The following is a 15,515-nucleotide window of genomic DNA, read 5'->3' as shown; positions in this document are numbered from 1 at the left end:
GTCTACTCGCGGATCATATAGCCCGCGCCGCGCACGGTGTGGAGGAGGGGGCTGTCGTGACCCTTGTCGATCTTTGAGCGCAGACGCGACATATGGACGTCGATGACATTGGTCTGGGGATCGAAGTGATAATCCCAGACATTTTCAAGCAGCATGGTGCGGGTTACGACCTTGCCGGCATTCTTCATCAGATACTCGAGCAGGCGAAATTCGCGCGGCTGTAGGAGAATGGATTCCCCGTCGCGCTCGACCTTGCGGCTCAGCCGATCGAGCGAGAGGCCTGCAACGCTATAACTTGTCGCTGCTTCCGCCGGGCTCGAGCGTCGCGCCAAAACTTCGATGCGCGCCAGCAGTTCGGTAAAGGCATAGGGTTTGGTGAGATAATCGTCGCCACCGGCGCGCAGACCCGTCACCCGGTCATCCACTTCGCCGAGGGCGGAAAGGATCAGGACGGGGGTCTGGTCGCCCTCGGCGCGGAGGCTTTCGACGATGGAAAGGCCGTCGCGCCGCGGCAGCATGCGATCGACGATCAGCACATCGTAGTCCATGCCCGACGCCATGGCATAGCCGGTTTCGCCATCGGCGGCGTGGTGGGTGACATGGCCCGCCTCGTCCAAAGCCTGGATCAGATAGCTGGCCGCTTCGCGATCGTCTTCAATCAATAAAATCTTCACGCCGACGCTCCGCGCTCAACTCAACAAGCAGTAATGGGCAAATGCAAAATCGCAAAGATCGCATCGCGACCCAGTTTGAAAAACGGCCCCGGGAATGACCCCGGAGCCGGCAGAAGCGCGCTGGATGCAGGAGGGAACCGCCTCCAGGCGCGGTGGGAAGAAGAGAGCCTTAGCCCTCTTCGTTGATCGGCAGGCCGATGAAGCGGGCTTCACCGTCGCGCGAAACCTTGACGAGAGCCGTTGCGAGCCCCTTTCCCTGAACAGCAGAGACTGCGCCTTCAAAATCGGCAACCGAATTGATCGGCTTATTGTCGATTTCGAGCACGACATCGCCAACGGCAAGGCCACGCTGGGCAGCCGAGCTATCGGGCTGCACGTCCTGGATCAGGAGGCCGCCCGAACCGTCGCCATTGGGCACGAGGGTCATGCCGAGCATCGAGGTGCTTTCCGGCACATCAGCCGGAGGCGTCGGTTTGCTCGGGGCAGTCTGGCCAGCATCTTCCTTGAGCTGGGTCAGCTTGACGCTCACCTTCTGCTCGGCGCCATCGCGCCAGATGGTCAGCTCGACAGTCGAATCCGGGGCCTTGCCGGCAATGGTGCGGCTCAGATCAAGCGCATCATCGATGCTGTCGCCATCGACGGCGGTGATGATGTCGCCGGATTTGACGCCCGCAGCGCCTGCAGGGCCATCGGCAGCCGGTTCACGCACGATCGCGCCCTTGGCCGTGGTCAGGCCAACGCTATCGGCAATGTCCTTGCTGACGTCCTGGATGGAGACGCCGAGATAGCCTCGGGTCACCGTACCGGTGTCGATCAACTGGTTGACGATCTGCTTGACCGTGTGTGCAGGGATGGCGAAGGCGATACCGACATTGCCGCCATTTGGCGAGTAGATGGCGGTATTGACGCCGACCACTTCACCCTTGGTATTGAAGGCCGGGCCGCCCGAATTGCCGGTGTTGACGGCAGCGTCGATCTGCAGGAAGTCGCCATAGTTCGAGCCGCCGATATTGCGGCCAGCACCCGAGATGACGCCCACGGTTACGGTACCACCGAGGCCGAACGGGTTACCCACGGCAACCACCCAATCGCCAACACGGCTTGGTTGGTCCTCGAAGGTCACGAAGGGCAGGTCCTTGCCTTCGATCTTGAGAACGGCAAGGTCGGTCCGCTCGTCGGTGCCGACAACGGTCGCCACCTGTTCGGTGCCGTCTTCGAAGATCACGGTGACCTTGGTCGCGTCGGCAACGACGTGATTGTTGGTCACGACATAGCCATCAGCCGAAACGATGAAGCCCGAGCCGGCTGCCATGAACTGACGTGGCTTGGCTTCGCCGCCACCAGGGGCGCCGGGAGCACCACCGAACTGGTCGAAGAAGTCACGGAAAGGATGGCCTTCCGGAAGATCGGGGAAATTGAACTGGAAATCACGGCCGCGCGGGCCGCCGGGACCAGCAGGGCCGCCGCTTGGGCCGGACGCCGGTTCCTGAGCTTCAACGAGAATGGAGACCACAGCCGGCTTGACCGCATCGACGAGGTCGGCAAAGCCCTGCTGGTTCACTTCGGGAACCGCGATCTGGGCGACATTGCGCACCTGAGCATTGGCAGCCTGACCCGTCAGCACGAAGGCTGTGGATACGCCGCCGACACCGACCAGAAGCGCCAGGGCCGATGCTCCAAGCCAACGGCGCGTACGCGAAAGAAGAGTGGGACGCATAAGGAATAGTCTCCTTCGAAAAAGCTCTCAACAGCTTGTGGGATTACATATGGAACGTCGCGCCTTTCTGTGAAGTTGCGCCGACATTAAGCTTTCGCAATGTTGCAGGCAGCATTGCGGCAGGGGGGCGCTACGAGACGTGATCAGCCCCATTTGGGCCACAAGGAACATTTGCGCACCATTTTCCATTGCTCCGAAAACGGAGATGAAAATGGCATTTCGCAAGGGTTCGAAAGTCAGCTGGAAGTGGGGCGCCAATACGGCCGAGGGCAAGATCGTTGAGCGCTTTACCGAGGACGTCACCAAGACCATCAAAGGCACCAAGGTGACACGCGAAGCGAGCAAGGCCGAGCCGGCTTACCTCATCGAGCAAGACGACGGCGATAAGGTGCTCAAGAGCAAGAGTGAATTGAGCGCGGTTTGAAGGTAGTGTCGCGGGGCCCCCTCCCAGCCTCCCCCATCAAGGGGGAGGTGTTTGGCTAGTGGCCTTGAATAGATCGTGCCTCATACTCGGTGCGCCACCTCCCCCTTGATGGGGGAGGCTGGGAGGGGGTGAAGCCCCAATCACCAGCCTCTAATTCCGATCCCCCGGCTCATCCACCACCAGCCGCAAGGTCGGTTGTTCCTCGCTCCCGCCGTCCCAACCCGCCGGCAAGCTCTTGCCCGATTTCGCGCCCAGCTCGCGCAGCATCTCCACCTGCCGCACAACGTTGCCGCGGCCCGTCGAGAGCTGATCCTTGGCCTTGGCGAAATCCTGGCTGGCGCGCTCGATGCTCGCGCCGACCTTGTCCATGGTCGATAAGAACCCGGCCACCTTCTCGTAAAGCGCCCCGGCGCGTTCCGCGATTTCCTCGGCGTTCTGGTGGCGCTTTTCGATGTCCCACACATTGCGGACCGTGCGCAGCACCGTCATTAGCGTCGTCGGGGTCGTCAGCATGACACCCTTCCCCATGCCAAATTCGACGAGCTTGGCATCGTGCTGGATGGCTGTTGCGAGCGCGGATTCGATCGGCACGAACATCATCACGTAATCAAGGCTCGACTTTGCGGCGCGATGATAGCTTTTGTCCCCCAGCGTTGTGATGTGCCCACGCACCGAGGTGATATGCGCCCGCAAATGCTGGTCCCGATCCAATTCGGCGCTGTTTACGAAGGCTTCGAACGCCGTCAGCGACACTTTCGAGTCGATCACCAGTCGATCGCCATTCGGCATCAGGATTTCAACGTCGGTCCTGACGCGCTGCCCATCCTCGCCGCTATGGCTCTGCTGGACGAAATACTGCTCACCTTCGCGCAGGCCCGATTGCTCGAGGATGGTGGAGAGGATCATCTCGCCCCAGGCGCCCTGGGTCTGCGAATTGCCCTTGAGCGCGCGCGTAAGATTCTGTGCCTCGGTAGTGATCTGCAAATTGCTCTCGGCCAGCGCGCGAATGCGCTCGCCCATGGCAGAGCGATCTTCGACGAGGTTCTTGTGGAACTCGGTGATCTTGTCCTGCAGCGGTTTCAAGAGCGTATCGACCTGCTCGCGGTTTTGCCGCGTAAACGTCTCGCCATGACTTTTGAGCACGTCGCCGGCAATGGCCTTGAACTCGTCGGTCATCTGCTGGCGCGCATCCATGAAGCGTTTAAGGTTCACTTCGTTCTGCCGCGCCTGCTCGTCGAGCCGGGTCCGCATGGCGGCCAGTTCCGCCGTCAACCCGCTTGATTTGTCCCGCTCGCTGTCGAGAAGATCCGCGGCCCGCTCGCGCTCGCGCGCCAGCGCCAAGTCGAGATCCCGAATGCGCATGTCCCGCTGTGCGATCTGTTCGAGAAAACTCGCCTTGAGATTGTCGCTTGCCGAGCGCGCCGCATCCTCCGCGCGCTCGGCATTGGTCCGCGCATTCCCGACCAGCAACACAAAGGCCAAGCCGACGAGCAGCAAAAAACCAATCGCCAGCGCGAGGCCCAAGGTCACCGGCACCGAGCCGGCCACAAACAAAATCGTGTCGAATTCACTCATTGCGCCAGTCTAACCGATTCTTCCGTTCTTAAAATGTTCTATTCTGCGCCGGGCGTAAACGACCTCGACTGTTGACCGATTGGTCTCGAGACGCCATATCACTGGCAAATCCAGATATCGCCGGACCTTTGCCATGGCCATCCGCCCTATTCTCATCATTCCTGACGCGCGCCTGCGCGCCGTTGCCGATCCGATCGTTGAGGTCGACGACGAGATCAAGACGCTGGCCAAGGACATGCTCGACACCATGTATGACGCGCCGGGCATCGGCCTTGCCGCGCCGCAGATCGGTGTCTTGAAGCGCATCGTGGTCATGGATCTGGCTGGCGAAAAGGAGACGCCCGAGCCGATCGTCATGATCAATCCCGAGATCACCAGCTTCGGCGACGAAATCCAGGTGACCGAGGAGGGGTGCCTGTCGATCCCCGAACTCTATTACGAAGTCGAGCGCCCTTCGACCGTGACGGTCAAATACACCGATCTCGACGGCAAGGAAGTCACCAAGGATGCCGATGGCAAGCTCGCCGTTTGCATCCAGCACGAACTCGATCACCTCGATGGCGTGCTCTACATCGACTATCTCAGCCGTTTGAAGCGCGACCGCGTGATCAAGAAGTTCGACAAGCAAGCTAAGCTGGCCGCGCGCTAAGAATTTTTCCCTGCGCCGGCGCGGAGAAAATTGCCCAGGAGTAAAGCCAATGCGCGTCGTCTTCATGGGCACGCCCGAATTTTCAGTGCCGACGCTGACCGAGATCGTCTCTGCCGGCCACGAAGTGCTCGCCGTCTATACACGCGCACCAAAGCCTGCCGGCCGCGGCCAGGCCGAGCGCAAGAGCCCGGTGCATGAAGCGGCCGAAAATTTCGGCATTCCCGTCTTCACGCCGAAAAGCCTTCGCAATGAGGCCGAGCAGGCTCAATTTGCCTCGCTCGGCGCCGATGTTGCCGTCGTCGTCGCCTATGGCCTGATCCTGCCCAAACCCATTCTCGATGCGCCGGTTGAGGGCTGCCTCAACCTCCACGGCTCCTTGCTCCCGCGCTGGCGCGGCGCCGCGCCTATGCAGCGCGCCATCATGGCCGGCGACAAGCAGACCGGCATCGTCGTCATGAACATGGATGAAGGGCTCGATACCGGCGCAATGGGCCCAACCGAGATCATTCCCATCGGCCCCGATATGACGGCGGGCGAACTCCACGACCAGATGATGCGCCTCGGCGCCGATCTCATGGGCCGTGCCCTGGCGGCGCTGGAACGCGGGAGCCTTGATTTCACGCCCCAGCCCGAAGCAGGCGTCACCTATGCGGCAAAGATCGAAAAGGCCGAGGCCAAACTCGATTTTTCCAAATCCGCCGAGGAAGTTCACAACACCATCCGCGGCCTCTCGCCCTTCCCGGGCGCCTGGTTCGAACTGGAACTGGCGGGCAAGCCGACGCGCGTCAAAGCCCTGCGCTCGACGCTCGCTTCCGGCAGCGCTGCGCCCGGCAGTCTGATCGGCCCGGACCTCACCATAGCCTGCGGCACCGGCGCCGTCCGCCTCACCCAGGTGCAGCGCGAAGGCAAGGGTGCCATGGACGCAGCGACGTTTTTGCGCGGGGCCGGGGTATTGCCGGAGCGGGTGGTTTGATTGGGCTTACCCCCTTTCACCGCGTCATTCCCGCGAAAGCGGGAATCTCTGCTTCAGTCGAATTGGATTCCCGCTTTCGCGGGAATGACGCCGTGCTTAGGAAACCGGCTCGGTGTTCCAAACTCGATATGATCCCTCCCCCTAAGAGGGGGAGGCTAGGTGGGGGTCACTTTGCCCCGCTATAAACTCACCCTCGAATACGACGGAACCCCCTTCTGCGGCTGGCAGCGGCAAGCCGATCGGATGAGCGTTCAGCAAGCCCTCGAAGAAGCCATTTTTCGCTTCTCGGGCGAAACCGTCGTGACCCAAGCCTCCGGCCGCACCGATGCTGGCGTACACGCCCTCGGCCAGGTCGTGAGCTTTGACCTCTCGACCGACCGCGACCCGTTTCGCGTGCGAGAGGCCCTCAACTATCACCTGCGCCCGCATCCCGCGGCAGTCATTGCCTGCGAACTTGCGCCCGACACCTTCGAGGCCCGCTTCTCGGCCCTCGCGCGGCACTACGAATATCGCATCCTCAATCGCCGCGCCCCCGCCGCGCTTGAGCGCCATCGGGTTTGGCACGTGCCCATGCCGCTCGATGCTGACGCCATGCATGCCGCCGCGCAAAAAATCCTCGGCCGGCACGATTTCACGACGTTCCGCTCGTCCGAGTGCCAGGCCAATTCGCCTATCCGTACGCTCGACCATTTCGCGGTGCGCCGCGAGCTCGACCATGTGATCGTCACCGCCAGCGCGCGCAGCTTCCTCCACCATCAAGTGCGCTCGATGGTCGGTTCGCTCAAGCTCGTGGGTGAAGGCAAGTGGAGCCCCGATGATTTCCGCGCAGCGCTCGACGCTGCGAACCGCAGCCGCTGCGGCGCCATGGCGCCATCGGCCGGGCTCTATTTCTTCAGGGTCGATTACTCCTAGGGCATAGGCGGCGCGGGCAGGATCAGCGTCACCAGCCCCAGCGCCAGGAACACGCCTACCGCCTGCGACAGGAACAAAAGCCCGATCTGCAGCGGCGCCAATGTCACGATGAACCGGCCGATATTGACGAAAGTCAGGATCGCTATGACCGCTGTGCCGAGAAGCACTATGACGCCGAGCGGCCCGAAAATCGTCGCGACCAAGAGCAGGATTGCCGACAGCAGCGTCACCCAATTGCTCGCGACGAGATAGGGAATGAAACCATCCTGCCGGCCCATCTGGCGCAAAGCGAGATATGCGGTAAACGCCTGGGCGACGAAGAGCACGGCATTGATCACGATCGATTGCGTCGCAGCGCCCGACGGCATCGGCGCGCCGAGGAGCAGCGGCCCGAAACCAGCAAGGATCATGGCCGCGAGAACCGCGATCAGGCTGCCGACGAGGCCGCGCTGGGAGAAATCGAAATAGCTCGATGAGTCGCGCTTGCCCATGACGAGGGCGATGCAGCCTCGGATGGCATTGGCGGCTTCGTCGAAAAAAGCGGAATTGGGCTGGGCCAAAAGCGTGGGTCTCGTCTCAAGGGGTGGGCGCGGCCACGGGGCCAAGAGCCATGTAGAGCGTCACGGGCATGCCGACAAGCAGGACCATGGTCAAAACTGCAAAGGCGGCTGCAACGCCGATGCTCCAGCCCCCCGCCTGCCGCCCCAGGCAAAAGAGCAGAAAGGCGAGCCCAATCCAGAGCAAAATCAACACCGGCCCGGCGATGAGCGAGAGAATAGTGCCGGCGATCAGATAGGCAATGAGCGCGTAAATCCCTGGGACCATCAGCCGCATCAGGCTGATCTCGCCCGGCATGATTTTGCGCGTGATCAGAATGCCGCCAAGCAGCGCGAGGATCGAGAGGCCCTGAACCACGAGCGCGATGATCAGTCCAAAAAAACTCGGAATGCCCACATCGGCCGTCGCCAGGGCAATCGAGAGCAGCGCGAAGAAAAAGAACAGGACCAGCGCGGTCGCGAGCCCCGCTGCAGAAATGGCAAAATGCCGCGCCCAATCGGCATCGCCGCAGACAATGGCGATCCAGCCTTTCAAGGCTTCGCTCATGGTCCCCCAGATCTTCATGGCGTCTCCGCCGCAAAGAACCGGCCCATAAAGGTCTCGTAGATCGCCGTCAGCCCGACCAGATCGGTGATGGAAATATGCTCGTCGGCCTTGTGCATGGAGGGGCCGACCAGCCCACACTCCACCACCGGCCCATATTGCGCGATGAAGCGCGCGTCCGATGTGCCGCCGCCGGTCGAATATTCCGGCCGCCGTCCCGTCACATCCTCGATGGCGTCGGAGAGCGTGTCGATATCCTCGCTCAGCGGCGAGAGGAAGGAGCGTGATGGCACGCCGGCAATAGCGAAATCGACGCTCGTACCCCTAGCATCGACCGCAGCGATCCGCGCCTTCACCCAGTCGGCCAGCGTGTCCGGCGTCCAGGTGTCATTATAGCGGATATTGAATTTGAGCGTCCCTGCCCCTGGAATGACATTGCCCGTCGGATTGCCGACATCGACCGTCGTCACTTCGAGATTGCTGGCCGGAAAATGCTCGGTGCCGTCATCGAGCTTGGTCGTGCTCAGCGCCGTCACGATCGCCGCAAGCACGGGCAGGGGATTATTGGCCTTGTGCGGATAGGCAACGTGCCCCTGCACCCCTCTCACCGTCACGGTGCCCGAAAACGAGCCGCGCCGGCCGATCTTGATGCTATCGCCGAGAAACTCTGCCGCACTCGGCTCGCCCACCAGGGCGAAATCAAAGTTATGGCCATTGTCCGCCATCCAGCGCACCAGCTTTTCGGTGCCGTTGATGGCGTCGGCCTCTTCGTCATTAGTTATGGCAAGCTGGATCTTGCCGGCATCGGCCGGAATAGCCGAACAGGCCGCGACAAAAGCTGCGATGCCCGATTTCATATCCGCAGCGCCGCGCCCAAACAGTTTTCCATCCGCCACGCGCGGCTCGAAGGGATCGCTCGTCCATTGAGCCAAATCGCCGGGCGGTACCACATCGGTATGCCCGGCAAACAGCAGTTTCCGCCCACCGGTCCCGCGCGTCGCAAAGAGATTATCGACGGGATAAGACGCATCGCCCTCAAAGCGCAAATGCGTCACCGCAAACCCGATCGCCTCGAGCTCGTGGGTCAACAACTCCAGCGCCCCCGCCGCCTCCGGCGTCACCGAAGGGCAGGCAATCAAGCGCTCGAGCAGGTTTTGCGGGTCGATGGTCATGATCAGTCGCGCAGCAACTCGTTGATCCCCGTCTTAGAGCGCGTCTGCGCGTCGACGGTCTTGACGATGACGGCGCAATATAGGCTCGGGCCGGGTGTGCCATCGGGCAGGGGCTTGCCGGGCAGCGAGCCGGAGACGACGACGGAATAGGGCGGCACCTTGCCCATATGCACTTCGCCGGTCGCGCGGTTGATGATCTTCGTCGAGGCACCGATGAAGACGCCCATGGAGATCACCGAGCCTTCGCCGACGATGACGCCTTCGACGACTTCGGAGCGTGCGCCGACAAAGCAATTGTCTTCGATGATGGTCGGATTGGCCTGCAGCGGCTCAAGCACGCCGCCGATGCCGACGCCGCCTGAGAGGTGTACATTCTTGCCGATCTGCGCGCAGGAGCCGACGGTCGCCCAGGTGTCGACCATGGTACCTTCATCGACATAGGCGCCAAGATTGACAAAGCTCGGCATCAGGATCACGCCCTTGCCGATAAAGGCCGACTGACGCACGACGGCGCCCGGCACGGTGCGGAAACCGGCAGCGCGATACTGGTTGTCGCCCCAGCCGACGAATTTCGATGGCACCTTGTCGAACCAATTGGCTCCGCCCGGCGCGCCTTCGATAAGCACATTGTCATTGAGGCGGAAGGACAGCAGCACGGCCTTTTTCAGCCATTGATTGACCTGCCAGTCGCCGCCGACCTTTTCGGCCACGCGCGCTTCGCCGCTATCGAGCAGTTTGAGTGCCGTTTCCACGGCATCGCGCACTTCTCCCTTGGTCGAGAAATTGATCTCGGTCCGGTTCTCGAAGGCGGTCTCGATGATGCTGGAAAGCTGGGCGTGCGACATTGGCAATTCCTCGGATAGACTGGCGCGGACCATAGCGGGGCCGGGTTCTGTGTCAACGGCACTCAAAGCTTTGGCGACACGATCTCTTTCCACGTATCCAAAAAGCGCTGCCGCCTGAGCGTATCGAGCGCCACCATGAGGCTTGGCCCCAAGGAAATCGCTTGGATGACCCCGCGCCCGCGCGCTGCGATGGCTTCGCTCGTCCATGTACCCGCCGATCCCGGCACCACCGACCCCAGCGCCGTCCCGCCCGCCGCAATGGCCTGGCCTTCGGGCGATAGCGCAAAGTCGATGAAATCTTCGGCGAGACCCACGGCCTTGGCCTCGCGCGGAATGAGCATCGAGCGCGTCAGCACCAGCACATAATCGTCGGGGACGATGATCTCGATATCGGCTCCCTCCGCCTGCCGCGCAAAGGCATAGGACCCGAGGACATTATAGCCGAGCGCCAGAGTGCCATCGGCCACACCATTGAGAATGGCCGGGCTCGACCCCGAAAACTGCGCATTGACCCGCCCGAACGCTGCCGCGAGGCGCCAGAAGGTCGAGGAAATCGTCTGGTCCTGCGAGGCGAGCAGAAAGCCGACGCCCGAAACGCCGATGTCATAGGTCGCGATCTGCCCGTGAAAGCGCTCAGTCTGCGTCTCCAAGAGCTCGGCTAGCGTCAGATGCGTGCGCGGCACTTCGTCGGGCGCGATGCGGTCGGGATTGTAGATGATCACCGCCGGCTCGAAGGTGAAGCCGAACACCTCATTGCGCCAATGCGCCCAATCCGGCAGATCGCCGAGATAGGGGCTGTCATAGGCCAGCGCATGCCCATCATTGGCGAGCTTGAGCTGCAGGTCCGAGGCGGAGGAAATCAGGAGATCGGGCGCGACGGGCAGTGTCCCGGCGAGAAACTGATCGTAGAGCGGCAGCGAATCCATCTCTTGATAGACAACGCTGACCGCAGGATGCTGGGCTTGAAACCCGGTGATGAAAGCCGCAAAGAGCGGTGTGTCCGTCACGCCGACAATGGTAAGCACCTGAGCTTCCGCCCCGCTCGGCGCCGGATAGGTCGTGCTCCGCGCCTCCGCTTGTCCGGGCATGAGCAGCATGGCCGCAACGAACAATCCTGCCAGCGCCGCCACGCCTTGCCGCCATGATCCGCGCGGCAGCGGCAAGGCCACTTCCACAGTCAACCCGCCCCCCTCGCGATCGATAAACCGCAGCGTGCCCCCATGGCCCGTCGCCACGCGCGACACGATCGCCAAGCCCAGACCCGATCCCACCGTGCCCCCGCTCGCCTTGCCGCGCTTGAACCGTTCGAGCACCGTCTCTTTATCCTCCGCATCTATGCCCGGGCCCCGATCCATCACTGACACGAGAAGGCTTTCGCTAGAAACCCGCATGTCGATCTCCACCGCCCCGGCAGAATATACCAGCGCATTGTCGATGAGATTGCGCAGCATTTCGCGCAAGGCCACCCGATCGCCGCGGATCTGCGCCATTTGCGCGGCTTCGTCGGCCTCGAGCGAGAGCCGGCCCAATTGCTCCATGTCGAGCCGCTGGCAGATTTCCTCGACGAGGCTCCAGGGCATCACCATCTCGCTTTCCTGTGCTTCGAGCCGGTGGGAAATGGTCGCGTCCATGAGAAGCTGGCTGACCAATTGGCTCGCCTGCACCGCGCCACTATGGATGCGCTCGATGCGACGCCGCAGGGCCGCCGGCTCCTGCTCGTCCATCGCCACTTCCGCCTGCGCGCGGAGCGAGGCCAGCGGCGTCCGCACCTCATGCGCCGCCTCGGCCACAAGCCCGCTGACCCGCTCCATGGTCTTTTGCAACCGCCCCATGAAGCCGTTGAGCGCGGCGACGAGATGATCGACCTCGGCCGGCACGGGCACTGTTAGCGGAGACAGATCGTCAGGCGACCGCGCCAGGAGATCATGCTCCAGCTCGGTCAGTGGCGCAAACATGCGCGAAATCCCGAACCAGACCAGCCCCACGGCGAGCAATGTCAGCGCGATCACCGGCACGATGGCATTGGACAAAATTTCATTGGCCAGCGCCTGTCGCTGGTTCTGCGTCTCGGCCACATGGATCGTCACCCAACCGGTATCGCTCGCTGTCGAAATCAACCGCCCGATACTCGCAACGCGAACGAGCTCACCGCGATAATCGAGATCGCGAAACCGCGGCTCGGCCGATGTGGTCTCGTCCATGGCGAGAGCGAGGTCCTCATAGCCGGTCACCGTCACTGCATCGGGCCCTTCGACGGCATAGAAGACCCGGTCAGCCCCCGAAAACATGGCAAAGGCAGCGACGGGCAATTCGACGAACACCGTCTCGTTCTCGACCTGCACCGCCCCCGCAATGGTGAAGGCCGAGGCGGCGAGCAACCGGTCAAACGCACTATCGGCGGCGCGCTCAGCATAATCGCGGATGAAGACGATGAGGACCACGGCCGCGGCCAGCAAGAGCGCAACGGCCAGCGCCAGAATGCGGCGGCGGATGGAGAAGGGTTTAGCGGACATGGGCGGTCACCCCCTCCCAGCCTCCCCCATCAAGGGGGAGGTGCCGCATCGCGTTTGGGGCAGTGTAAGTGCCAAACCCACCGGCCCAGCACCTCCCCCTAGATGGGGGAGGCCGGGAGGGGGTGACGGCAAACACGATCGTCAGGCTACCCATCCACCGCCCGCGCCACATACCCCACCCCGCGCACAGTCCCAATCTCCACCCGCGCCGGCTCGAGTTTCTTCCTCAGCCTCGAAATATGCAGCTCCAGCGCATTGATCGAGACAGCCTCGTCGAAATTGAAAAGCTGGTTCATCAGCCGCTCCTTGGCGACCACTTTGCCCGCATGGGTCAGCAAAATCTCGAGCAGCCGAAATTCCCGCCGCCCCAGCTCAAGCGGCCTGCCGCCAACGCTGGCATTGAGCCCGGCCAGATCGAGCTCGAGATCGCCCAGCGCCAAGACGCTGCTTGTCTGCCCACCCGTCCGCCGGATCAGCGCACGCAATCGCGCCTCGAGCTCCCGCAGATCGAACGGTTTTACGAGATAGTCATCGGCGCCAAGATCGAGAAGGCTCACCTTGTCGTCGATTTCCGAGCGCGCCGTCATCACGAGGATCGGCGCCGAAAACTTCTCGCGCCGCAGTTCGGCAATGAGGCTAATCCCGTCGCGATTGGGCAGCATCAGATCGAGCGCGACGGCGTCAAAATCCTCGCCCTTGGCTGCGGGCACCACATCGGCACCATCGCGCACCCAGTCGACCGAATGTCCGGCCGTGCGCAGGCGCTTTTCGATCGCCTCGCCCAGGTCTTCATTGTCTTCGACCAGAAGAATTCGCATGCAGAAGTATGTCTCCCCAGAGGGATACTACAGCATGTTAGGCCAAAAGTGGGCGCGCGTTTTTCTAGAGCACCTGGCCGAGGAAAACCCCAGCCACGGCGACGACGCAAAGCGAGGCGAGCCCCGCCGCCACCAGCATTTGCTGCGCCCTTTGCACATGCGCATCGCGCCGCGCCCGGGTCCGCACGATTTTGACTGCGCGCGTGTCGAATCCAAGATTGGCCATCTCAATCCCCTCATCTTTTGCCGGTCGCTCTGGACCTGAACCGAAGATTGGGCAGCCGCCTTGAAAGTGCTGTTTCTTACCCGCGACAAGAGGATAAGCCCGACCGGCTTTTTCCCGAACGGGTGACTGAAGACGCGGTTAATTTGTCTTAAATTTTAACAGACCCAATCTTGTATGGAAGTTGTTGAACGCCTCGCCGGTTCATGGCACAAACCCCTTCATGACCCAGTCCGCTCATCTTCATCCCGATCGTCTCTTTCCCGCCAGCGAGCCGCAGAAGTCCATTGCGCGCGAGCTCTATCCGGCGGTCAAAGACCTGCCCATCGTCAGTCCGCATGGCCATACCGATCCGTCTTGGTTCGCGACCAATGGCCGTTTCGCCAGCCCCACGGCTTTGTTCCTGACGCCGGATCATTATGTGCTGCGCATGCTCAAAAGCCGCGGCATCGACTATGATGCGCTGGGCATTCCGCGGAAGGATGGCAAGCCGGTAGAGGCCGACAACCGCAAAGCCTGGCGCCTATTTGCCGAGAATTATTTTCTCTTTGCCGGCACTCCGTCAAAAACCTGGATCGACCATTCGCTCGACGCCGTCTTCGGCATCACCGAAGAGCTTTCGGCAGAGACCGCCGACAGCATTTTCGATGCGATCGACGCCAAGCTTGGCTCGCCCGATCTTTTGCCCCGCGCCATTCTCGATCGCTTTAACGTCGAAGTCATCGCCACCACCGAATTCGCGCTCGATCCCTTGACCCATCACCAGTCGATGGAAGGACAGGGCCTGATCGGCCAGGTCCGCACCACCTATCGCCCCGATGATGTCACCGACCCCAGCCGCCCCGCCATCGTCGATAATCTCAAGAAATTCGGCGAGCTGACCGGCGAAGACATCTCCAACTGGAACGGCCTCATCAACGCTCACCGCAAGCGCCGCGAATATTTCAGGCGTTTCGGCGCCGTCGCGACCGACCATGGCGTGCCGACGGCCAATACCGCCGATTTGCCTTTGGTTGAGAAGCAGGCTTTGCTCGACAAGATTTTGGCCGGCAAGCACGACGCCCATGACGCCGAACTCTTCCGCGCTCAGATGATGACCGAAATGGCGCTGCTTTCGGTCGAGGACGGCATGGTCATGCAGATCCATGCCGGATCGCGCCGCAATACCGATCCGCTGCTCTTCGGTGAACGTGGCCCCGATCTCGGCGCCGATATTCCCGGCCCGACCGATTATGTCGGCGGCCTCCGCGCGCTCCTCTCGCGCTGCGGCAATGAGCCGAACCTTCGGCTGATCATGTTCGTCCTCGACGAAACCACCTATGCCCGCGAGCTCGCCCCAATGGCCGGCTATTGGCCATCGCTGATGATCGGTCCGCCCTGGTGGTTCCACGATAGCCCGCAGGGCATCCGCCGCTATCTCGACCAGGTGGTCGAAACCGCCGGTTTCTACAACCTCGCCGGCTTCAACGACGACACCCGCGCGCTTCTCTCCATCCCCGCCCGCCACGACGTCTGGCGCCGCGAAGTCTGCCACTTCCTCGGCACCTGGGTCGGCGAAAACCGCATCAGCAAGTCGAGTGCCGAAGAGATCGCGGTCCACCTGAGCTATCAGGCGGCCAAGGACGCGTATCGGATCAAGTAGGGGATTGCCTCGCCCCCCTCGAAGCTCGTCAAAAGCCCGGCGTCATTCCCGCGAAAGCGGGAATCTCTTTTCGGCGCAATGGGATTCCCGCTTTCGCGGGAATGACGCCGGGAGTTATTGTGGGCTCCAGTGACTCACCGTCATCGCGGCAACCTTGACATATCCCTCCCCTTTAATGGGGGAGGGGGTGGCCCCCCAAGCCCCAAAACCCCTGGACACCACCACACTTTCATCACCTTCTCGCGCCAACTGCGAATCGCCCGTCGAATCGGACGAC

Annotated in this window: 15 protein-coding genes; 5 read left to right on the top strand and 10 right to left on the bottom strand. The window is 62.1% G+C overall.

The genetic code is table 11. The features are described 5' to 3' along the window. Positions 1-2: 2 nt before the first annotated feature. Positions 3-674, bottom strand: coding sequence for a response regulator transcription factor (locus tag DevBK_RS10975; protein ID WP_317185458.1), 672 nt, complete (start codon positions 672-674; stop codon positions 3-5). 169 nt (positions 675-843) lie between these two features. Continuing rightward, positions 844-2,391, bottom strand: a complete 1,548-nt coding sequence (locus tag DevBK_RS10970; protein WP_317185457.1) for a Do family serine endopeptidase — start codon at positions 2,389-2,391, stop codon at positions 844-846. 211 nt (positions 2,392-2,602) lie between these two features. On the opposite strand from DevBK_RS10970, the gene DevBK_RS10965 reads away from it, so the two are divergent. After that, entirely contained in the window at positions 2,603-2,815 is a 213-nt protein-coding gene (locus DevBK_RS10965) for a DUF2945 domain-containing protein (protein WP_410494052.1), read from the top strand. Between the two features lie 150 nt (positions 2,816-2,965). Here the strand turns inward: DevBK_RS10965 and DevBK_RS10960 are convergent, their stop codons facing one another. Beyond that, positions 2,966-4,390, bottom strand: coding sequence for a DNA recombination protein RmuC (locus DevBK_RS10960; RefSeq protein WP_317185456.1), 1,425 nt, complete (start codon positions 4,388-4,390; stop codon positions 2,966-2,968). A gap of 133 nt (positions 4,391-4,523) precedes the next feature. Between DevBK_RS10960 and def the strand changes: the two genes are divergently transcribed. The 3 genes from def (at position 4,524) to truA (ending at position 6,924) form a co-directional block, all read left to right on the top strand. Then, positions 4,524-5,039, top strand: a complete 516-nt coding sequence (gene def / locus DevBK_RS10955) for a peptide deformylase (RefSeq protein WP_317185455.1) — start codon at positions 4,524-4,526, stop codon at positions 5,037-5,039. Between the two features lie 49 nt (positions 5,040-5,088). Then, entirely contained in the window at positions 5,089-6,012 is a 924-nt protein-coding gene (gene fmt, locus DevBK_RS10950) for a methionyl-tRNA formyltransferase (RefSeq protein WP_317185454.1), read from the top strand. A 171-nt stretch (positions 6,013-6,183) separates the two neighbouring features. Next, positions 6,184-6,924 (top strand): tRNA pseudouridine(38-40) synthase TruA, encoded by a 741-nt coding sequence (gene truA / locus DevBK_RS10945; RefSeq protein ID WP_317185453.1) that lies wholly within the window; start codon positions 6,184-6,186, stop codon positions 6,922-6,924. Here the strand turns inward: truA and DevBK_RS10940 are convergent. From DevBK_RS10940 to DevBK_RS10910, 7 genes are all read right to left on the bottom strand, one after another. Next, positions 6,921-7,484: a hypothetical protein gene (locus tag DevBK_RS10940; protein WP_317185452.1), complete on the bottom strand. Its 564-nt coding sequence runs from the start codon at positions 7,482-7,484 to the stop codon at positions 6,921-6,923. The two genes, truA and DevBK_RS10940, sit on opposite strands and share 4 nt — an antisense overlap. 16 nt (positions 7,485-7,500) lie before the next feature. Beyond that, complete coding sequence (locus DevBK_RS10935; protein WP_317185451.1) at positions 7,501-8,046, bottom strand: hypothetical protein; 546 nt, start codon at positions 8,044-8,046, stop codon at positions 7,501-7,503. Then, the gene (gene dapE / locus DevBK_RS10930; protein ID WP_317185450.1) at positions 8,043-9,197 is read right to left on the bottom strand and encodes a succinyl-diaminopimelate desuccinylase; all 1,155 of its coding nucleotides are present in this window, start codon (positions 9,195-9,197) and stop codon (positions 8,043-8,045) included. Before dapE ends, DevBK_RS10935 begins: the two co-directional genes overlap by 4 nt. Before the next feature lie 2 nt (positions 9,198-9,199). Then, a complete protein-coding gene (dapD, locus tag DevBK_RS10925; protein WP_317185449.1) occupies positions 9,200-10,042 on the bottom strand; it encodes a 2,3,4,5-tetrahydropyridine-2,6-dicarboxylate N-succinyltransferase in 843 nt (280 codons plus the stop codon). A 62-nt stretch (positions 10,043-10,104) separates the two neighbouring features. Continuing rightward, a complete protein-coding gene (locus tag DevBK_RS10920) occupies positions 10,105-12,555 on the bottom strand; it encodes an extracellular solute-binding protein (RefSeq protein ID WP_317185448.1) in 2,451 nt (816 codons plus the stop codon). A gap of 146 nt (positions 12,556-12,701) precedes the next feature. After that, positions 12,702-13,373, bottom strand: coding sequence for a response regulator transcription factor (locus DevBK_RS10915; protein WP_061907717.1), 672 nt, complete (start codon positions 13,371-13,373; stop codon positions 12,702-12,704). 64 nt (positions 13,374-13,437) lie between these two features. Beyond that, on the bottom strand, positions 13,438-13,599 hold the full coding sequence (locus DevBK_RS10910; RefSeq protein WP_317185447.1) for a hypothetical protein: 162 nt from the start codon (positions 13,597-13,599) through the stop codon (positions 13,438-13,440). A gap of 220 nt (positions 13,600-13,819) precedes the next feature. On the opposite strand from DevBK_RS10910, the gene uxaC reads away from it, so the two are divergent. Then, complete coding sequence (uxaC, locus tag DevBK_RS10905) at positions 13,820-15,238, top strand: glucuronate isomerase (RefSeq protein WP_317185446.1); 1,419 nt, start codon at positions 13,820-13,822, stop codon at positions 15,236-15,238. The last annotated feature ends 277 nt before the right edge of the window (positions 15,239-15,515 follow it).

The organism is Devosia sp. BK (assembly GCF_032907385.1).
Lineage (GTDB): Bacteria > Pseudomonadota > Alphaproteobacteria > Rhizobiales > Devosiaceae > Devosia.
This window is presented reverse-complemented; position numbering and strand designations above follow the sequence as displayed.